General features: G+C 60.8%; 18 protein-coding genes and 1 pseudogene. 10 read left to right on the forward strand and 9 right to left on the reverse strand.

The window, feature by feature from the left end; genetic code table 11:
• Positions 1–36: 36 nt before the first annotated feature.
• From ATN84_RS20520 to ATN84_RS20530, 3 genes are all read right to left on the reverse strand, one after another.
• Positions 37–885 (reverse strand): SIR2 family NAD-dependent protein deacylase, encoded by an 849-nt coding sequence (locus ATN84_RS20520; protein ID WP_068884154.1) that lies wholly within the window; start codon positions 883–885, stop codon positions 37–39.
• Between the two features lie 72 nt (positions 886–957).
• Positions 958–1,815 (reverse strand): SDR family oxidoreductase, encoded by an 858-nt coding sequence (locus tag ATN84_RS20525; RefSeq protein ID WP_068884156.1) that lies wholly within the window; start codon positions 1,813–1,815, stop codon positions 958–960.
• Between the two features lie 103 nt (positions 1,816–1,918).
• Positions 1,919–2,833: a DMT family transporter gene (locus ATN84_RS20530; protein ID WP_068884158.1), complete on the reverse strand. Its 915-nt coding sequence runs from the start codon at positions 2,831–2,833 to the stop codon at positions 1,919–1,921.
• A 212-nt stretch (positions 2,834–3,045) separates the two neighbouring features.
• On the opposite strand from ATN84_RS20530, the gene ATN84_RS20535 reads away from it, so the two are divergent.
• Positions 3,046–3,681, forward strand: a complete 636-nt coding sequence (locus ATN84_RS20535; RefSeq protein WP_068884160.1) for a PadR family transcriptional regulator — start codon at positions 3,046–3,048, stop codon at positions 3,679–3,681.
• Between the two features lie 58 nt (positions 3,682–3,739).
• Here ATN84_RS20535 and ATN84_RS27575 read toward each other — a convergent pair whose 3' ends face one another.
• The 4 genes and pseudogenes from ATN84_RS27575 to ATN84_RS27045 form a co-directional block, all read right to left on the reverse strand.
• A complete protein-coding gene (locus ATN84_RS27575; RefSeq protein WP_244491157.1) occupies positions 3,740–4,237 on the reverse strand; it encodes a GNAT family N-acetyltransferase in 498 nt (165 codons plus the stop codon).
• 90 nt (positions 4,238–4,327) lie between these two features.
• Positions 4,328–5,359: pseudogene (locus tag ATN84_RS27580) on the reverse strand (zinc-dependent alcohol dehydrogenase family protein); the annotation flags it as partial.
• Between the two features lie 102 nt (positions 5,360–5,461).
• Positions 5,462–5,866 (reverse strand): baeRF12 domain-containing protein, encoded by a 405-nt coding sequence (locus ATN84_RS20545; RefSeq protein ID WP_068884163.1) that lies wholly within the window; start codon positions 5,864–5,866, stop codon positions 5,462–5,464.
• A complete protein-coding gene (locus tag ATN84_RS27045) occupies positions 5,863–6,054 on the reverse strand; it encodes a hypothetical protein (protein WP_153020319.1) in 192 nt (63 codons plus the stop codon). The genes ATN84_RS20545 and ATN84_RS27045 overlap by 4 nt, the downstream gene beginning before the upstream one ends.
• Before the next feature lie 364 nt (positions 6,055–6,418).
• Here ATN84_RS27045 and ATN84_RS20550 point away from each other — a divergent pair, with 364 nt between their 5' ends.
• From ATN84_RS20550 to ATN84_RS20575, 6 genes are all read left to right on the forward strand, one after another.
• Positions 6,419–7,942 (forward strand): bifunctional aminoglycoside phosphotransferase/ATP-binding protein, encoded by a 1,524-nt coding sequence (locus ATN84_RS20550; protein ID WP_068884165.1) that lies wholly within the window; start codon positions 6,419–6,421, stop codon positions 7,940–7,942.
• Positions 7,943–8,463: 521 nt separating this feature from the next.
• On the forward strand, positions 8,464–10,053 hold the full coding sequence (locus ATN84_RS20555; RefSeq protein WP_068884167.1) for an ABC transporter substrate-binding protein: 1,590 nt from the start codon (positions 8,464–8,466) through the stop codon (positions 10,051–10,053).
• Between the two features lie 79 nt (positions 10,054–10,132).
• Complete coding sequence (locus ATN84_RS20560) at positions 10,133–11,155, forward strand: ABC transporter permease (RefSeq protein ID WP_068884169.1); 1,023 nt, start codon at positions 10,133–10,135, stop codon at positions 11,153–11,155.
• A complete protein-coding gene (locus ATN84_RS20565) occupies positions 11,152–11,979 on the forward strand; it encodes an ABC transporter permease (protein ID WP_068884171.1) in 828 nt (275 codons plus the stop codon). The genes ATN84_RS20560 and ATN84_RS20565 overlap by 4 nt, the downstream gene beginning before the upstream one ends.
• Entirely contained in the window at positions 11,972–13,606 is a 1,635-nt protein-coding gene (locus tag ATN84_RS20570) for an ABC transporter ATP-binding protein (protein ID WP_068884172.1), read from the forward strand. The genes ATN84_RS20565 and ATN84_RS20570 overlap by 8 nt, the downstream gene beginning before the upstream one ends.
• A gap of 54 nt (positions 13,607–13,660) precedes the next feature.
• Entirely contained in the window at positions 13,661–15,658 is a 1,998-nt protein-coding gene (locus tag ATN84_RS20575) for a CocE/NonD family hydrolase (protein WP_068884174.1), read from the forward strand.
• A gap of 19 nt (positions 15,659–15,677) precedes the next feature.
• Here ATN84_RS20575 and ATN84_RS20580 read toward each other — a convergent pair whose 3' ends face one another.
• The gene (locus ATN84_RS20580; RefSeq protein ID WP_068884176.1) at positions 15,678–16,076 is read right to left on the reverse strand and encodes a low affinity iron permease family protein; all 399 of its coding nucleotides are present in this window, start codon (positions 16,074–16,076) and stop codon (positions 15,678–15,680) included.
• A 308-nt stretch (positions 16,077–16,384) separates the two neighbouring features.
• Here ATN84_RS20580 and ATN84_RS20585 point away from each other — a divergent pair, with 308 nt between their 5' ends.
• From ATN84_RS20585 to ATN84_RS20595, 3 genes are all read left to right on the forward strand, one after another.
• A complete protein-coding gene (locus ATN84_RS20585) occupies positions 16,385–16,594 on the forward strand; it encodes a cold-shock protein (protein WP_068884178.1) in 210 nt (69 codons plus the stop codon).
• Positions 16,595–16,743: 149 nt separating this feature from the next.
• Positions 16,744–17,127 (forward strand): DUF6481 family protein, encoded by a 384-nt coding sequence (locus tag ATN84_RS20590; RefSeq protein WP_068884180.1) that lies wholly within the window; start codon positions 16,744–16,746, stop codon positions 17,125–17,127.
• Between the two features lie 293 nt (positions 17,128–17,420).
• Entirely contained in the window at positions 17,421–18,986 is a 1,566-nt protein-coding gene (locus ATN84_RS20595; protein WP_068884182.1) for an APC family permease, read from the forward strand.
• Positions 18,987–19,266: 280 nt separating this feature from the next.
• Here the strand turns inward: ATN84_RS20595 and ATN84_RS20600 are convergent, their stop codons facing one another.
• A complete protein-coding gene (locus tag ATN84_RS20600; protein WP_068884184.1) occupies positions 19,267–20,160 on the reverse strand; it encodes an AraC family transcriptional regulator in 894 nt (297 codons plus the stop codon).
• Positions 20,161–20,281 lie beyond the last annotated feature (121 nt).

Raw genomic sequence — 20,281 nt, forward strand, 5'->3', positions numbered from 1 at the left:
CGGCTGAACGGGATCCGACACCGTCGGAAAGCGGCTTCATCGTCGGTCTGGTACGGACGGAACACTGGACTGTTGAGCCCTATCCTTCAGCTTCGACAGGAAGACCTGCAAAGCCTCCCCGGGGTCATTCTTCTCTTCGCTCAATACCGTGATGCCCCAGCGACTCAGGACCGCCTCCTGCACAGGGTTCGGATTTGGCATGAAGATGAAGGAGACAGGGCGCTCGCTCTCATAACCAGACCGATGCCAAGTGCTCCACAGCCGGTGCAGCAGAAGCCGGATATTCATGTCCGACATGCTATAACCGATGAAGAGAACCGTCCGGCGGAGCGCATCGGAGCGGAACTTCACGTCCAGCGGGGAATCGAAGGAAAGCCGTTCGAAATAATCGGTTTCAGCCAACACGAGGGAGGTTTCGTCGTCGAAATCACCATGGAATTTGACGATCTCGGTCGTCTCTGGTGTGACCCTTGCCACATCGCGCGCATTGGCAACCTTGACGTAATCCCGGCCGTGGATTTCGAAAGCGACCTCGAGGTTGCGGTCGTAATTCGTCGTGTAGATGATCGGAACATCGAGCGACACGATCAGCGAGTGGATCGCCGACGCCGCGACTTTTTCCCGGGAAACCTGCCAGTGGCGTTTCATCCAGTCACGCAGGCTCTCCATGCTCCCGAGCTTCAGACGATAATACTCCGCGATAGTCTGGTAATTGGCGTCTCGCCCGCCGATCCGCTCCGGGTCGAGCTGCAGTTCTTTCGCCATATGCTCGATCAACACTTGCCAGGAAGGCAGGCCGACGCTCATCGAAACCCCGGCGCCGACAAACAATATGGCGCGCCGCTCTCTTATCGATCGGGCCAACTCATCCAATGGAGACTGCATCTTCGGACCAGGCCGGGAATACGTCTTTGCCGGGGCAGTCTCCAAGAACCGCCCCGACGGCGGATTTGCCGGCTAAATAATTGGCCTGCCGCCGGTGACGGCGACTGTCGCACCCGAGACATAGCTCGACATGGGATCGGCGAGCATCACATAGGTGGTGGCGAGTTCCACCGGCTGGCCGGGTCGCTTCATCGGTACCTGCTTGCCGAAATTGGCGACTGCATCCTCCGGCAGCGTCGAGGGGATGAGCGGCGTCCAGATCGGGCCGGGCGCCACCGTATTGGCGCGGATACCCTTGTCCGCCAGCAGTTGCGCCAGACCGGCGGTAAAGTTCTGGATGGCGCCCTTGGTGGTCGCATAGGCGAGAAGGCTGGGATTGGGATTGTCTGAATTGATCGACGCCGTGTTGATGATGGCGCTGCCGGGCTTCATATGCGCCACGGCGGCCTTGGTCAGATAGAACATGGCGTGGATGTTGACTTTGAATGTGAGTTCCCATTCCTCGTCGGAGATATCCTCGATCTTGCTGAACGAAGCCTGGTGCGCGGCATTGTTGACCAGGATGTCGATCCCACCGAATTCCCGCGCCGCGGTATCGACGATCTTGCGGCAATGGTCGGGCGACTGGATGTCGCCGGGCACCAGCACCGCCTTGCGGCCGGCCTGCTCGACCAGCCGTTTGGTCTCTTCCGCGTCATTGTCCTCGTTGAGATAGGCGATGAGGACATCCGCGCCCTCGCGAGCAAAGGCAATCGCCACGGCGCGGCCGATGCCGCTGTCGCCGCCGGTGATGATCGCCTTCATGTCCTTCAACCGGCCGGAGCCCTTGTAGCTTTTCTCTCCGTGATCCGGGACGGGATCCATCTGGCCGGTAACGCCCGGCATGGGCTGTTTCTGCTGGGGAAACGGTGGTGTCGGATAGTGATACATGGCAGTGCCTGCTCCCTGTCTAGGACGATGACTGGTGATGACGTTCACGGACGAAAAGAACGTCCGGGATCGCGCAATGTTCCGCGCTGTTCTCACGCGGGCTTCACGCGCTAGCCGGTCGCCCCGCTCGGGTCTTTTGGGGCATCGTCATCGCCGCGACGCCGGCAATGATGCATAGGAGACCGGCCCAGGCCGTGGACCCGAGTGTCTCGCCCAGAAAGATGACACCGATAGCCACGCCGATCGGCACGCGCAGATAGGCTTGCGCCGTCGTGCCGACGGAGCCAAGCGTGCGCAGCAGCCGGAAATAGATCACCAGGGCGAGCGCGGTCGAAAATACGGCGAGACAAAGCAAGGCGAGGACTGATTCCCATGATGGCCTGAAGGTCCACGGCTGATCGAAGACGAGGCTCAAGGGAATGAGGATCACGGCGCCGCATAACAGCGAGCCCGCCGCCGGCATGACTGGATCAAGACCCCTAAAATTCGTACCGAAAATCGCAGCCCCCGCATAGCACACCGTCGCCGCCACGATGGCAAGCTGGGCCCAAAGCTGGTGACCGAAGCCGGCAAGCGCTTCAACACCGACGATAAGGCAAGTGCCAGCGATCCCTGCGGCGATACCAAACAGTTTATGCCCCGCAACCCGCTCATGGCGTGCAATGAGAACGGTCAGCAGAAAAGTGAAGATCGGTGTGGTCGAGTTGAGGATGGTCGCCAGGCCCGCGGGCACCGTACGCTCCGCCCACGCGATGAGTGTGAAGGGCAGGACGCTGTTAAGGCACGCCTGAAACAGAAAGCGCCGCCACGTCACGGCATCTTTGGGTAGCGACAGGCCCCGCCAGCGGATGACGGCTAGCAGGATGCCCCCGGCGATCAGCGTCCGCGCGGCGATCAGCGTGATTGGCGGGATGGTTTCGACGCCAATCCTGATGAATGTGTAGGATGCCCCCCACAGGGTGGAGAGCGCCAGGAGAAGCGCCAGATCCTTCGTCGCGCCCAGTTTTGCAATCGTCATGTTCCCATCCGCCTTTCGATGAAGGCAGCCTTGTAACAGCGCCTTATCGTGCAATGCTTCGGTCCCCGCCGAAATATTGACGGCACGCTCTGGGCCGCCAAGTTCCGGATCTGCAATCCACTGATACGAGATAGCACGTAAGATATATCTTGACAGAGGCTGATTAAGCTACAAGATATATCTTAAGCTATGACGCACCTAAGGAGGTTTCCATGCATGCTTATGGCTGTCATCATCACGGCGAGCGCCATTTCGGCCCGCGCCGCTTTTCCCAACATTTCGCCCGCGGCTTCGGGCGCGGCATGGGCGGCGGCTTCGGCCGCTTTGTCGGCGACGGCGAACTGCGGCTTGTCGTTCTTGCCCTGCTCGAAGAAGCGCCGCGTCACGGCTATGACGTGATCAAGGCGCTCGAAGAGCATTCGAGCGGTTTCTACAGCCCGAGCCCCGGCGTGATCTATCCGACTCTGACTTATCTCGATGAGACAGGCCACGCCGTCTCATCCGCCGACGGCAACAAGAAGGTCTATTCCATCACCGATGAAGGACGCACTTATCTCGAGGAAAATCGGAAGGTCGTGCAAGCCGCGCTCGACCGGATCCGCGTTATCGGCGAACGCATGGCTCGCGCCCGCCAGTGGTTCGAAGGCGGTGAAGGGCGCGGGCGCGACCGCGATATCCCCGAGGTGGTGCCGGAGGTGAACGAAGCCCGGCGCGCGCTTAAAGAGGCGATGGCGGCGCGGCTGGATGCGGCGCCCGGCACCCAGCGCAGAATAGCCGATATCCTGCGCAAGGCGGCTGACGAGATCAGGGACCTACCACAGGACCCCGACGATATCGATCTCGGCTGATTGGCATTCCATTAATCCTATCGAACGTCCCCAGCTCCTTCCCGAAGGCCGGGGACGTTCAGCTCCGGCGAAGCTCTTTCCTGATCAGCACCAGGGTCGGATCGTCCGGGTAGGTTTCTGCAACGAAGCCCTGCTCCCGCTCCAGTTCAATCGCGTCGTGATTTTCCCGGTTCTCGATCGATTCCAGCGTTTTGACGCCTTTTGCCTCGGCATATTGGGCGACAAGGCGCAACAGCTCCCAGCCCACGCCCCTGTTCCTGTATTCGGCACGCACGGAGATCGCCACCTCGCCCTTTTCAAGAGCGGGATCGCAGGCCAGCATTGCCGTGGCGATGACCGTTTTCCCCTCCTCGGTGAAGGCCAGGAAATTTTCCGTCCTCTGGTGATCGACCTGCGTCATCGCGACGATGCGATCATGGCTCACCTCCTTCATGGCGCCCAGAAAGCGGAACCGCAGGTCTTCCGGCGTCACATGGGCGAAGAATTCCGCCAGAGCCGCCTCGTCTTCCGGACGAACCGGGCGGACATGGAACGCAAGCCCCGTACGGGTGGTGATGCTGCGGCTCCATCCGTTGTCGGACTCCGGGCCGTTGCGCCGCGATGCATCGGCCGTGCCGCGCGCTTTTTCCAGTTTTTGACCGGCCGGCTCGATGATGACCTTGAGTGCCTTGCTGCTGGCGGCATTCCCGAACGTGTCATAGGCATCGAGAATCTGGTCGAGCTCGAAACGGTGGGTAATCAGCTTCTTCGGGTCAATCTTGCCGGACTGGACGGTCTTCAAGAGCATCGGCGTGCTTGCGGTATCCACCAGCCGCGTGGTGATTGCGATGTTGTGCGACCACAGCTTTTCGAGATGGAGATCGGCCTTGACGCCATGGACGCCGACATTGGCGATGATGCCGCCGGGAGCCACGATCGCCTGGCAAAGCTCGAAGGTAGCCGGAATGCCGACCGCTTCGATCACCGTATTGGCACCGCGTCCACCGGTCAGCAGCATGACCTGCTGGGCTGCCTTGTCGCCACTGCCTTCAACGGTGCGGGTCGCGCCGAAGCGTTTGGCCATATCGAGCCGGTTCTGGTCCAGATCGACCATGATGATCTCTGCCGGAGAGTAGAACCGCGCCGTCAGCAGAGCAGCCAGCCCGATCGGCCCCGCGCCGACAATGGCGACAGTGCTGCCCGGCTCCACCTTACCATTCAGCACACCGCATTCGAAGCCGGTCGGCAGAATGTCGCTCAGCATGACGAGCGCTTCCTCGTCAGCCCCCTCGGGAATGGGATAAAGGCTGGTATCGGCATGCGGAATACGGACATATTCGGCTTGCGTGCCATCGATGGTGTTGCCGAGGATCCAGCCGCCGGTCGCGCAATGCGAATACATGCCCTTCCTGCAATATTCGCATTTTCCGCAGGAGGAGATGCATGAAATCAGCACGCGATCGCCCTTCTTGAACTGCGTCACGCCAGCGCCGGTTCCCTCCACGATGCCGACGCCTTCATGGCCGAGGATGCGTCCGGGCGCGCAGGTCGGCACATCCCCTTTCAATATATGCAGATCGGTGCCGCAGATCGTGGTCCTGGTAACCTTCACGATCGCGTCGGTCGGCGCGCTGATCTTCGGAACGGGCCGCTCCTGCAGTGATTTCCTGCCAGGGCCTTCATAGACGAGAGCTTTCATTACCTTCTCCATTGGTCGTGCGGACTGCTTGCAATGCTGCGCCAAGGCAACCGGAGCCTCCTTGACCCGGATCAATGGGCGTCCGCGATGCAAGCGGCCGCATCACGCCGCGACGATGGCTGTCTTTATGGCTTCAGCGGAATGTTTTGCGAGATCCCGGTCGATCTGTCCGACCAGCTTGCCGCTCAGGGTGGGGTGGAAATGCCGGCGCAATTCGCCAAGCGTTCGCGGATCGGCCACGATCACCACATGCTGGAAACTTCCGGCCAGCGCTTCGCGGTTCAGATAAGCGGCGGCAGCGGCGGCGAAATCATCCTCCGCCAGACGTGCGATATCGGGATTTGCCGTGCTGCTGCGATGCCGGCCGCCGGAGCCACCGCTGACCTCCTCGAGGTTCGGCGCGGGCAGTTCGATGAGTTCGATGCGTGGTTCGTGCCCCTTATTGCGGAGGATCCGCATCTTTTCGCCGTCGAGGACCGCGACAATTGCTCCGTTGGGTAGGATCATCTCGTTTTTCTCCTGTCATGACTGTCAAAAGGAAAATGGACCCGGTCCGACAGGGACGGCCCGATCGGCAGAGCTTCCTGCCAGTCATGATCGCCCTCCGCCGCCATACCGGGGTTGAAACGCGGCGCGGGCGGATAACGCGTATAGCGTGGTACCGACGCGGAAAGTCTTGCTGGATCGTCAGACATGGCATTCTCTCGCAGATTGGCTTTGAGATTGCAGCGGCGCGGGCTGATCTGCCTTGATTTCGGTCAAGACGGACGATTTCGCCAATGTTTGATCCGCGTCAACGAAAGAGGCACCCTGGAATGGTTGGATGACACGCTTGCTGCGAGCGGGTCGAATTCGAAAAGCGTCGCGATATATAAGGGGTGGGAGCCTCGCCGATGCATCGGAGCGGTCAAGCAGTGAAACGCGGCAGGCGCGCTGCGGTCCTCCGGCTCTTGCGCTTCTCGGGAGCTCGAGGCGAAAGAACGGAGGACGCGGCGCTTCTCCGAGCGGAAATACTACCCTTGGAGTTGCATATGGCATGAGCCGATCAAGGAGCCTTGGATGATCGTGGATAGCCAGCAGGCCGCAATCGCGCTCCTCGCCGATCCTGCCAGCCATGGCATCGACGGGCCGGTCGAAATTATCGAAACGCATATTTCCAGGATTTTCCTCGCCGGCGACCGCGCCTTCAAGATGAAGCGGGCGGTGAAACTGCCCTATGCCGATTTTTCGACGGCGGAACTGAGGCTTGAAGCCTGTAGGAAGGAGTTGGATCTCAATTCCGAAACCGCCCCCGGACTCTATCTCGGCGTCAGGTCGATCACACGGGAAGAAGACGGACGGCTTTCCTTTGACGGATCGGGAAAACTGGTTGACGCAGTGGTTGAGATGAAGCGGTTCGATCAGTCCGCCCTGCTCGATCGGATGGCGCTTGCCGGAACCTTGACGCCTGAACTGATGACCGGGACCGCGCGCATGATCGTCCGCTTCCACCGTACCGCACCCGTCGTCCACGGCGGCGGCGGCGCGGCGAATCTCGCGGCGGTGCTCGATATCAACAAGGCCGGCTTCTCGACCAGCCATGTCTTCTACGCGACCGAGATCGAGGCTTTCGACGGTTTGTTCCGCAAAACACTCGCCCGCCATGCGGCGCTGCTCGACCGGCGCGAGACGGCCGGCAAGGTACGCCGCTGCCATGGAGACCTGCATCTGCGCAATATCTGCCTTCTCGACGGCGAACCGCGTCTCTTCGACTGCATCGAGTTCAACGACCAGATCGCGACGGTCGACGTGCTCTATGACCTCGCCTTCCTGCTCATGGATCTCTGGCATCGCGGCTTCCCGGAACTCGCCAATCTCGTCATGAACCGTTATCTCGATGAGGCGGACGATGAGGACGGCTTCGTGCTGCTGCCGCTGTTCATGGCCGTGCGGGCGGCGGTGCGCGCCCATGTGACCGCGACGCAAATCGAGGAAGCAACCAGCCAGTCCGCGGACCTCGCTAGCGAAGCCAGGTCCTATTTCGATCTCGCGCGCGATCTGCTTCACGAATATCCGCCGCGGCTTATCGCGATCGGGGGTCTGAGCGGTTCCGGCAAGACGACGGTTGCCGAAGCCCTGGCGACGCATGTCGGCCCGCCGCCGGGCGCGCGGATCCTTGAAAGTGACCGCATCCGTAAGGCCATGCATGGCGTGCCGTCGGAGACGCGTCTGCCGGACAGAGCCTACCGGCGGGAAGTTTCCATCAAGGTCTATCGCGAGATGGCCTGGCGAGCCGGACTCATCCTCTCCGAAGGCGGCTCGGTCGTCGCGGATGCCGTCTTCGACAGGCCCGATGACAGGAAATTCATCGAAACGCAGGCGCGCGACCGAAACCTACCGTTTCTCGGCATCTGGCTCGAAGCCGACCCCGCGCTGCTCTGGCAGCGGATCAGCGAGCGCACGAGCGGGCCATCAGACGCCACCGTCGACATCCTGTCGAGGCAATTGCAAAGACATGCCGGTAATGTTGCCTGGCGCAAGCTCGACGCGGCACGCCAACCCGCGGATATCGGCGCCGAAATACTGGGCATGCGAACGGCCTGACGATGCCAAAGTGATAGGCGTCGCAAGCGCGGCGAAATATGTCGCTTCAAAAGCTTCCAAGCCGGAAAAAGGGGATACTAATTTTTCGATGGTGCTGCGCGATGGCGACGGGTTGTCGCGGCGAGCACCCTCCGGCGGAAAGGCAATGCTCATTTGACCGATCCCATTCGCATCCGCCGCGCTGACGGCGTCCCCGAAGCGATGATGGACCGCAAGAGCCGTCGCCATAGACCTTGTCACGAGCCCCTCTTGGGGCGAAAATCCAAAAACATTCGCGCTTATCCACTGCCAATTTCCAACGTCGGCAGATGTGTGGGGTTTACGCTGAAAACCCGGCCACAGAGGCGGGAAAGGGGGACGGAACAAATCACGAATTGATGCGAAATCTGCGATAAGAAGCCCGCCAAGGCTTTGATTTAACGGCATTGCCGTTTAGTTTGCCGCAAATTTCGCCGCTCGCCCCGGAATAAAAAACAATGTGCCGGGGCGCTATAAGGGCCAACCAGAGAAGGAACAAGGAAATGAGCAACGAAACGAAATATCTTGCCGGTCGGGTGACAGCAGGCGGCATGAGCCGCCGTGAATTCATGGGCCGCGCCATGGCCGCCGGGCTGACGCTGACGGTGGCAAGCCAGCTTTTCACCGAAAGTGCGGCGGCCCAGGAGCCGAAGCGCGGTGGTCATCTGAAACTCGGTCTTGAAGGCGGTGCCGCCACCGATTCCAAGGACCCGGCAAAATTCCTATCGCAGTTCATGTTCGTCGTCGGCCGCTGCTGGGGAGACATGTTGGTCGAATCCGATCCGCATACCGGTGCGCCGGTTCCCGCGCTGGCCGAGTCCTGGGAACCCTCGGCCGACGCCGCAACCTGGACCTTCACCATCCGCAAGGGCGTGCAATTCCATGACGGCAAGGAACTCACGGTTGACGATGTCGTGGCGACCCTGAAGCGCCATACCGACGAGAAGTCAGAATCCGGCGCACTCGGCGTCCTGAAATCGATCAAGGATATCAAGACGGACGGCGACAAGCTCGTGCTGACGCTGAACGAAGGCAATGCCGACATGCCGCTGCTCCTGTCGGACTACCACCTCATCATCCAGCCGAATGGCGGCGTCGACGACCCCGGTGCCTCGATCGGCACCGGCCCTTACAAAATGGCAAGCTTCGAGCCGGGTGTTCGCGCCACGTTCGAAAAGAACCCCAATGACTGGCGTTCCGACCGTGGCTATGTGGATTCGATTGAGATCATCGGCATGAACGATGCGACCGCCCGCATCGCCGCGCTTTCGTCGGGCCAGGTGCATTACATTAACCGCGTCGATCCGAAGACGGTTGACCTCCTGAAGCGCGCGCCGACCGTGGAAATCCTCAATACCTCCGGTCGCGGCCATTACGTCTTCATCATGCATTGCGACACCGCGCCTTTCGACAATAACGATCTGCGGCTGGCGCTGAAATATGCGATGGACCGCGAGACCATGGTCCAGCGGATCCTCGGCGGCTATGGCAAGGTCGGCAACGACTTCCCGATCAACGAAACCTATGCCCTCTTCCCGGAAGGCATCGAGCAGCGGACCTATGACCCCGACAAGGCCGCTTTCCATTACAAAAAGTCCGGCCATAGCGGCTCCGTGCTGCTGCGCACCTCGGAAGTCGCGTTTCCAGGCGGCGTTGATGCGGCGGTTCTCTACCAAGAAAGCTGCAAGAAGGCCGGCATCAATATCGAGGTCAAGCGTGAGCCGGGCGATGGCTACTGGACCAATGTCTGGAACGCAAAGCCGTTCTGTACCTCCTACTGGGGCGGCCGCCCAACGCAGGATCAGATGTATTCGACGGCCTATCTCTCGACCGCCGACTGGAATGATACGCGCTTCAAGCGTCCGGAGTTCGACAAGCTGCTTTACGAAGCACGCTCCGAACTCGACGAGGCCAAGCGCAAGGACATGTATCGCGAGATGGCGATGATGGTCCGCGATGAGGGTGGGCTGATCCTGCCGATGTTTAATGACTTCGTGAACGCGGCCAGCAAGAACGTGAAAGGCTACGTCCACGATATCGGCAACGACATGTCCAACGGCTATGTCGCCACCCGGGTGTGGCTGGAGAGTTGACGCCTGAAATTCCGGAACACGCGCCGCAGGCCCGTCCTGCGGTGCTTCCCGATCCGTTTCAGTGCGAGGCCTCTTGTCCATGTCCGAATCCGTAGACACCGGGATCCTGCCCGACCAGAAAGAACCCGACCTGAGCTACAGGGACCGTTTTCCGCTGCTGGCGCTCATCATCCAGCGGCTTTTGCTCAGCGTTGCCCTGCTTTTTGCCGTTTCCGTCCTCATCTTCGGCGGTGTCGAGGCGCTGCCAGGCGATTTTGCCTCGACCTATCTCGGTCAATCCGCGACACCGCAGGCCGTCGCCAATATCCGCAAGGATCTGGGCCTCGATCGCCCGGTGGTCACCCGCTATTTCGAATGGCTCGGCAATGCGGTGCAGAGCGATTTCGGCACCTCCTGGGCGAGCCGCAATTCGGTAAGCGAGCAGATCGGAAAGCGGCTTGGCAACTCGCTGTTCCTCGCGTTCTGTGCGGCGATGATATCGGTGCCGCTGGCGGTGGGGCTCGGCATGCTGGCGGTCCATTTCCGCAATCGAATTCCCGACAAGATCATCAACGTGTTATCGCTTGCCGCGATTTCCCTGCCCGAATTCTTCATCGGCTATCTGCTCATCCTCTTCTTCGCCGTCAAATTCGGCATGGCGACCTTCCCCGCCACCGTTTATGACAGCATGACCTTTGTCGAGCGCCTGAAAGCCGTTGCCCTGCCTGTCGCAACGCTCGTCCTCGTCGTACTTGCCCATATGATGCGCATGACGCGCGCGGCGATCCTCAGCGTCATGTCCTCGGCCTATATGGAAACGGCGGAACTGAAGGGTCTCGGCGCCTTCCGCGCGATCGTCCGCCACGCCGCGCCCAATGCGGTGGCGCCGATCATCAATGTGGTGGCTCTCAATCTCGCCTATCTCGTCGTGGGCGTCGTGGTGGTCGAGGTCGTCTTCGTCTATCCCGGCATGGGCCAATATATGGTCGACGCAGTGACCGTGCGCGACATGCCCGTGGTGCAGGCCTGCGGCTTGATCTTCGCCGCCGTCTATATCCTCTTGAACATGTTGGCGGACATCCTCGCTATCGTCGCCAACCCAAGGCTGAGGCACCCGCGATGAGACTACGCGATATTCCCGTCACGGCCTGGATCGGCATAGCAGGCATTCTGCTTGCCTTCATCTGCGCCATCTTCGCACCCTGGCTCGCCCCTCATGGCGAAACGGAGATCGTCGGCAGTGTCTGGCAACCGCCGGATGCGCAGTTCGTCTTCGGCACCGACAATCTCGGCCGCGATATCCTTTCCCGGCTGGTCTTCGGCGCGCGAACGACGCTGCTGGTGGCGCTCGCCGCCACCATCATCTCCTTCTCGCTCGGCGTCATACTGAGCTTCACCGCCGCCACGTCGCGCGGGCTGATCGACCAGGTCCTCTCACGCTTCAACGATCTGATGATGTCGATCCCGATGCTCATCTTCGCGCTGGTCGTGCTCGCCGTCCTGCCGCAGAATCTCGTCGTCCTCATCCTCGTCATGGCCATTCTCGATTCCACCCGCGTCTACCGGCTGGGACGGGCTGTTGCTCTCGATGTCGCGGTCATGGAGTTCGTCGAGGCGGCGAAGCTGCGCGGCGAAGGCAGGCTGTGGATCATCTTCCGCGAGATCCTGCCCAACACACTGTCGCCGCTTCTGGCCGAGTTCGGCCTGCGCTTCGCCTTCTCGATCCTGTTCCTCTCCACCCTCTCCTTCCTCGGGCTGGGTATCCAGCCGCCGGCGGCCGACTGGGGCGGCATGGTCAAGGACAACAAGGACGGCATCATCTTCGGCATATCCGCCGCGCTCGTGCCGGGAGCGGCGATCGCCATTCTGGCGATCTGCGTCAACATGGTGGTGGACTGGCTGATGAAACGAACATCCTCGCTCAAAGGAGGACGCGGCGATGCATGAAGCTCTTCTCGCCGTCCGCGATCTCAAGATCGAAGCGAAGATCTATCCGCAAGGCGAAGCCCCGCGCGACGTCACCATCGTCGACGGCGTGTCCTTCAAGCTGCAGAAGGGCAAGGTGCTCGGCCTCATCGGCGAATCCGGCGCCGGAAAATCGACGGTCGGCCTGAGCGCGCTCGGCTATGGCCGCGGCGGCATCCGCATCACCGGCGGCGAGGTGCTTCTGAACGGCCAGGACATATTGAAGCTCGGCAAGAACGGGCTCAGATCATTGCGCGGCGCCAAGGTCTGCTACGTCGCGCAATCGGCGGCCGCCGCCTTCAACCCGGCGCACCGCCTCGGCGAGCAGGTGATCGAGGCGAGCGTCGAGCACGGGATCATGAGCCGCGAGGAAGCACGCGAGCGGGCCACCTATCTCTTCCGCGTGCTCGGCCTTCCCAATCCCGAAAGCTTCGGCGAGCGCTATCCGCACCAGGTTTCGGGCGGGCAGCTGCAGCGGGCGATGACCGCCATGGCGCTTTGTCCCAACCCCGAGCTCATCGTTTTCGACGAACCGACAACCGCTCTCGACGTGACGACCCAGATCGATGTGCTCGCGGCCATCAAGCACGCGATCGAGGAGACTGGCGTCGCCGCGCTCTATATCACCCATGATCTCGCCGTCGTCGCGCAGGTCGCCGACGACATCATGGTATTGCGCAACGGCAAGACCGTCGAATACGGCACCGCCAGGCAGATCATCGAGGCGCCGAAGGAGGACTATACCAAAGCACTCGTCAGCGTGCGCGAGATGCAGCATGAGGAAGCAGCCGATCAAACGAAACCGCTTCTGAAGCTCGATAATATCAGCGCCGCCTATTCCAATGTCGTGCAAGTGCTCTTCAATGTCTCGATGCATCTGCCAAAGGGGCAGACGCTCGCCATTGTCGGCGAATCCGGGTCGGGCAAATCGACGCTCGCCCGCGTCATCACAGGCCTGCTTCCGCCCAGCGAAGGCAAGATCGTCTTCGAGGGCGAGGATCTGCCGAAGGCGCTGGCACAGCGCACGCGCGAGCAATTGCGCCGCATCCAGATGATCTACCAGATCGCCGATACCGCCATGAACCCGAGGCAGACCGTGCGCGACATCATCGGCCGGCCGCTTACCTTCTATTACGGCATGCATGGGCGCAAGAAGACGGAGCGCGTCGCCGAACTCCTCGATCAAATCGAGATGGGGCCGCAATTTCTCGATCGCTATCCGGCCGAGCTCTCCGGCGGCCAGAAGCAGCGTGTGGCGATCGCCCGCGCGCTGGCGGCAAAGCCCGATCTGATCCTTTGCGACGAGCCGACCTCGGCGCTCGACCCGCTGGTGGCGGAGGGCATTCTGAAGCTCCTCATGCGGCTGCAGGCGGAGACCGAGATCTCCTATGTCTTCATCACCCATGACATCGCCATCGTCCGCGCCATCGCGGATTCCGTCGCCGTCATGCATCGCGGCAGGCTTGTTCGTTTTGGGCCCAAGCACGTTGCCCTCTCGCCGCCCTTCGATGATTATACGGACCTGCTCCTGAAATCGGTTCCTGAGATGCGGATAGGCTGGCTCGAAGAGGTGCTGAAAACCCGCCGCATGGAAAGCGCCGGCAATTAGCCGGCGGTCTCTCTTCCATCCGCTGAACCGCCCTTTTCTCCAGGATTGATGACAATGGCAGCACGTCCTTTCACCGTAATCGAGAACGAGTGGATCACTCTTGCCGACGGTACGCGGCTTGCCGCCCGCATATGGATGCCGGAAGGGGCGGAGGCCGATCCGGTGCCCGCCGTCCTGGAATTTCTGCCCTACCGCAAGCGCGACGGTACGTTACCGCGCGACGAATCCACCTATCCCGTATTTGCCGCGGCTGGCATTGCCGGCATACGCGTCGACATCCGCGGCTCCGGTGAATCCGATGGCGTGATCGACGGCGAATATACACCGCGCGAGCTCGACGACGCCTGCCAGGTGATCGCCTGGATCGCGGCGCAGAAATGGTCGAACGGCAGTGTCGGCATGATGGGAATATCCTGGGGCGGCTTCAACTGCCTGCAGGTGGCGGCCCTGCAGCCGCCTGCGCTGAAAGCGGCCATTTCCATCGCCTCCACCGTCGATCGCTATAATGACGATATCCATTACAAGAACGGCTGCCAGCTTTCCGCGCAATTGTCCTGGGCGGCAACAATGCTCGCCTATCAGTCGCGCCCGGCCGATCCGGCCATCGTCGGCGAACGTTGGCGGGAGCAGTGGCTGGAGCGGCTGGAAGATGAGCCCTTCTTCCTGGAAGAGTGGCTTGAGCATCAGCGGCGGGACGCCTTTTGGCAGCATGGATCGATATGCGAGGATTTCGCAGCCGTCCGCATCCCCGCGCTTGTCATCGCTGGGTGGGCCGACGGATACCGCAATACGCCGCTGATGGCGGTCGAGGGTCTCGGTGGGCGGGCCAAGGCGATCCTCGGACCATGGGTCCACAAATATCCGCATTTCGCCTGGCCGAAGCCGCGTGCCGATTTCCACGGCGAGGCGATCCGCTGGTGGAACCATTGGCTGCGCGACGAACAGAACGGCGCGGAGGAGCTGCCTGAGGTGCGTGCCTATATTCTTGATGCTCCACGTCCGGCGCTACGCCGGAAATTCGACCCAGGCCGCTGGATCGCCAAGCAGGAATGGCGGCAGCCGGATATGGAGGAGCTCCATGTCTCGGCCACGGGTGCTCTCGATTTCGACCCGCGGCGAGACGGAGACGCGCGCGACGTCTTCCTGAAGTCGCCGCTCGATCTCGGCACTACGGCGGGCGAATATTTCACGCTCAAGCCGGATGCGGAAATGGCGGGAGATCAAGGTCTCGACGATGCGCGATCCCTTGTCTTCGAAACCGCACCGCTTGCGGAGGCACGCGACTATCTCGGCCGCCCGGTCCTTATGCTCGATGTTGCCTGTGACGGCGATTGGGCCAACCTTGCCGCGCGTCTTGTTGACGTCCATCCTGATGGAACCGCAATGCGTGTCAGCTTCGGTGTTCTCAATCTCGCCCACCGCGAGGGCAATGCCGATCCCAAGCCGATGCCCAGGGGTGAGAAGGTCAGGATAACGCTCGTCCTCGATGCCTGCGGCTATCGCTTCCGGAAGGGCCACCGCATCCGCCTTGCCCTCTCCACAGCCTATTGGCCGATGGTCCTGCCTGCTCCCACCGATCCCGGCCTGACGATCGACCGAGCGAGCCTCGAACTCCGCCTGCCGCAACTTGGCGCGTATCAGGATACCGATATGCCGGAGCCGGCCAACCCCGATCCACTGCCGAAATATATCGATCATGAGCCGGCGGAAACCCGACGCTCGGTCGAGCGCGATCTTGTTTCGGGCAACACGCATTACCGGATCCATGAGGATACCGGCCTGTCGGCACATCCCGATACCGGGCTAGCAACCCGCCAGATCCGCGACGAGGATTGGGCGATCACGCCAGGCGATCCGCATTCCATGACAGGCATTTCCACCTGGATTTGTGAAATGCGGCGTGGCGACTGGTCGGTGCGCACCGTCTGCCGCGCGCGTCTTGCTTGCACGCACGAAGACTGGCTCTTGAGCGCCCATGTCAGGGCCTATGAGGGCGAAACGCTCATCTTCGAGAAAGGCTATGAGAAGCAGATCGCTCGCGATTTCATGTGAGGGGTCGCGTTGCCATGGCTTACGCCTTATGAACGTCGTTTCGCCGGGAATGCCTCCGGGTCCGATGATGTTGCTTTGCCGCCGCCTCGCATTTGCGTCGGAACTCCTCGACCTCCGATGCGGGAAGATGCTCGATTCCGATGAAACTGTTGTGGCCGGAACTGACGCGGATCAGCTCATCGAGCTTGGCCTGTATGGCCGCCCCGTCGCGGTTCTGCGTGTTCTGGATGAGGAACACCATGAGGAAGGTGACGATCGTCGTGCCGGTGTTGATGATCAACTGCCAGGTATCTGAAAAGCCGAACACCGGCCCGCTCAAGGCCCATATCAGGACGATAAGACAGCAAAGGAGAAAAACGGATGGCCGGCCGGCTGCGTTGGCCACCGCGTTTGCAGCACTTGAGAACGCTTTTTCCATTCTAGATTTTTTCATCGATATCAACGACCCGGGGATCGACTGCCATGAGGAAAGATAGTGCATCCGGGATGATCGGCCGGCAAGCGCCAAAAGTTCCCCCTGCTGGCGGAACAGACGATAAACTGCGCCACAAGTTGACAAAGCAGTGGGAACACCCTATCTATAGCACTCGATAGTTGTTTGCTGATATTTTGTTTTTGCTGGCGCCTCGTGTGCTTTCTTGACGAACTTCCCACTGCAATAATCGAAGTGAATGCCTTCCGTGCGTCGTACGGAGGGAACGAATGTTGCTAAGGAAAGGGTTCGTTATGACCACTGGCACAGTTAAATGGTTCAATTCCACAAAGGGCTTCGGCTTCATTCAGCCTGACAATGGCGGTCCGGACGTTTTCGTCCATATCTCCGCAGTCGAGCGCGCCGGAATGCGCGAGCTCGTTGAAGGCCAGAAGATCGGCTTCGAGATGGAACGAGACAACAAGTCGGGCAAGATGTCCGCAGGTCAGCTGCAAGCTGCCTAACGGTATTTGATCTCACCATGACCACGGATGTACTGGCATGGCATAGATGAAATCCAGGGAAGGCCGGGCAATCGCCTGGCCTTTTTTCATGCCGGGGAAACCACCGGTGATAGTTGAGATGGATTTGCAGCGACAAGGATGATGCCGGATTGAGACATGCAACAACTGACGGTGGCTTTGCCGAACGCCGCAAAGCCGCGGCCGAAGCCAAGCAACAGCTCCTGAGAAAATTCGAAGCCGCACCGAAGCTCGATGATCCCGAAATGCTTGCCAGACGAGAAGAGCGCTTGGCGATTTCGGTTGCGCGCGAAGCGCGAAGCGCCGAACGCAAGCGGTTGAAGCAGGGAGAGCACGACCGTCGGCTGGCGGAGGCGGCAGCCCTGGCCGAAGCGGCAAATGCCGAGGCCAAAGCCATGGCAGAAGCACGGCAGGCTAAAATGAACGGCCACATCGCGCGTGTCCTGGCAGATGATGCAGAGCGGAAAGCCGAGCGCGATCGCCGCTACGCCGCACGCAAAGCCCGCCAGCGCTAAATCACTGGACCGGAATCCACGATGCCTCGGGAAGGATCGGTCGGCTAGTGCCAAAGACCTCGATCAACAGACGGGGCGGTCGCCTTCGGGGACACAGTAGACAGTACGAATTCCTGATCAGCATCGACAATATGCGACAGAAATTGCCACTGTAATGAAAAAGTAGTTCTTTGCAGAACCTTTTGTTGCGATCTTTCTCCAAGTCGGCAATCTTCGAATAACAGAGCCACGAATCATCGCACACCTGCAAAAACAACTTAGCTTCCAGGGATACTGTGACGAAGAGCCAACATATGAAGCGCGAAATAGGGCTGATCGGCCTTACTTTCGTGGCCGTGAGCGGCACGCTCGGTTCTGGCTGGTTGTTCGCGCCGCTTCTTGCCAGTGAGCAGGCCGGACCGGCTGCGATCATCGCCTGGGGTATCGGCGGATTGGCAATTCTCCTGATCGCGCTCACATTCGCCGAGATTTCCGCCATGCTGCCGGTCCCTGGGGGCATCGCCCGTGTTCCGCAGTTCAGCCATGGCAATGTGGTGGCGATGGCGATGGGGTGGAGTGCCTGGATTGGCTACAACACGACGGCGTCGGTCGAGGTGGAGGCGATGCTGCGCTATCTCGCGCCGCATCTCAACTGGATCAGCGGCGACATCTCGCATGGGCCGACTCTTTTCCTGGCGATCGTGCTCCTTGCCATTTTCACACTTATCAACGCCGCCGGCGTGCAGTTCTTCTCCAGGGTGAATTCCACCCTGACCTGGGCGAAGATCGCCATTCCACTGGTCATCATCGTCACGCTTCTGTGGTCGCGCTTCGACACCGCCAATTTCACCAATACCGGCGGCTTTTCTCCGTTCGGCCTGCACGGGATATTCGCCGCCGTATCGACGGGCGGCATCATCTTTTCCTATATCGGCTTTCGCCATGCCATTGACATGGCCGGCGAGGTCCACCGGCCCGGCCTTACAATTCCCCTGGCGCTCATCCTTTCGGTCCTGATCTGTTTTATCGTCTACGCCAGCCTGCAGCTCGCCTTCATCGGCGCGTTACCGACCGACATGCTGTCCGGCGGCTGGAACGGTCTGCTGATGAATGCCCAGTATGGGCCGATCGAGGCGATCGCCACCTCGCTCGGGCTTCTATGGCTCGTCAGCCTGCTCAATGTCGGCGCCGTCATCGGCCCGTTCGGCGGTGGTCTGGTAGCGACCGGCTCCAATGCGCGTCTCGCCTATGCGCTGGCGAGGAACGGCTTCTTTCCAAAAATTCTCACCAAGCTTTCCGAGCGCGGCATTCCACTGCTGGCGCTTCTCGTCAATTTCGCGTTCAGCACGATGGTCTTCCTGCTGCTGCCATTCCAGGAGATCGTGCAGTTGAACAGCTCCGCGATCGTTCTGTCCTTCGTCGTCGGCCCGGTGACCGTCGTTGCGCTTCGCGATCTGTTGCCGGACCAGCGGCGTCCGCTGCGCCTGCCCGCTGTCAGCTGGATAGCCGCGCCGGCATTCGTGGTGTCGACACTGGTCATCTACTGGAGCGGATGGGACACGCTCTGGCGCCTCGGCCTGGCGCTTCTGGCAGGCCTAGTGCTCTTCCTGATCCATGCGCGGTGGCATTCTCCGGGCAAGCTCGACTTCCGGGAAGCGAGCTGGCTCCTTCCCTATTTCGCGGGGCTGGGTCTGTTCTCCTACTTCGGCACTTTCGGCGGCCGGGGTCTGTTACCCTTCGGCTGGGACATCGCCGCGATCACCGTTTTTGCCCTCGCCGTCTTTGCCATGGCGATCGCCTGCCGCCTGCCGGCGGAGCGATGTATCGAACAGATAAAGGGCCTCAAATCCGTCATGCCCAGCCCCGAATTGAAGGAATAATCGCTGTCGAGATACAGCATGTGCCGGCTGGACAATCAATGCTGCATTGCATCAGAAACATTGCTGCCATGCAATATTGTGCATTCCAATTTCGGCGATTTGGTTTATTTTCAGTTTCGAAGATAGAGCTTCGCAAGGGTTTACCTCCTCCCAAACCCGCGCGATTGAGGCTGGCACCTCCTCCTCCCAGCCAGCCTTACCCTAACGACACCCGCCGCACCTCCTCCCGCGGCGGGTGTTGTTTTTTGTGCTGGATGTCCAGCTTGACCCTGTCGTTTCCCTATTCCGCCGCTTCCGCCCAACGTCTTGCCGTCTTCGCATCCTTAACCGGCGGCAGGCCGAACATCCGGCGATATTCCCGAGTGAACTGCGGCACGCTCTCGTAACCCACGGCGAGGGCCGCGCCGCTTGCCGATACGCCCTCCGCAATCATCAGCCGCCTCGCCTCGATCAGCCGCAACTGTTTCTGGAACTGTAGCGGCGAGAGGGAAGTGACAGCGCGGAAATGCTGGTGGAAGGAGGACGGACTCATTCCGGCCACCGTCGCCAAATGCTCAACCCGCAAGGCCTGGGCGAACTCGGTCCGAAGCATGGCGACCGCGCGTGCGACGCGTCGGACATGGCCATCCGGATAGCCGAGACGCCGAATCACCGTTCCGTGGCATCCCGTCAGGAGCCAGTAATGCATCTCGCGTACGTGCTGCGCCTGCAGCACGGGTACGGATGCCGGACGTTCAAGGAGGCGCACCAGCCGCAGCGCCGCGTCAGAGACCTCGGCATCGGTTGACTCGACGCGGATCGGCGCCATATTGGCCACTGGAGCCGTCTTCATCTCCACCATCAGCTCCGCGATCACCGCCAGATCGAGATCCAAGACGAGCGACAGATAAGGCGCAGCGATGCTGGCCCGCATGACCTTGCTGACGGTCGGCACATCGGCCGCAATCAGCATCGTATCACCGGCCCCCAAGGTGAAGGTCTGATCGCCCATCGCGACCTGCTTGCTTCCCTGCACCACAAGAGCGACGAGCGGCCGCGAAATCGCATAGTCCAGCCCACTGGGCATGGTCGCCCGAATGACCGTCAGGCCCGGAATGGGGGTTCGGGCAATGCCGGCCGGATCGGCGTGGGCCTCCGCATAGCGGCGGACAGCATCAAGCAGCGTATCCTTCATGCCCTAATCCTACCCATACCAATTGCTCGGGTAAACCGCATTTGGAGGAATAAGCAAGAAATGTCGAGCTTTCGGCAACAAGAGTCATGCCGGTGGAGAGATATAGGAGCCGTCACAACAA

It is taken from the genome of Paramesorhizobium deserti, from assembly GCF_001558695.1.
In the GTDB taxonomy this organism is placed as follows: domain Bacteria; phylum Pseudomonadota; class Alphaproteobacteria; order Rhizobiales; family Rhizobiaceae; genus Paramesorhizobium; species Paramesorhizobium deserti.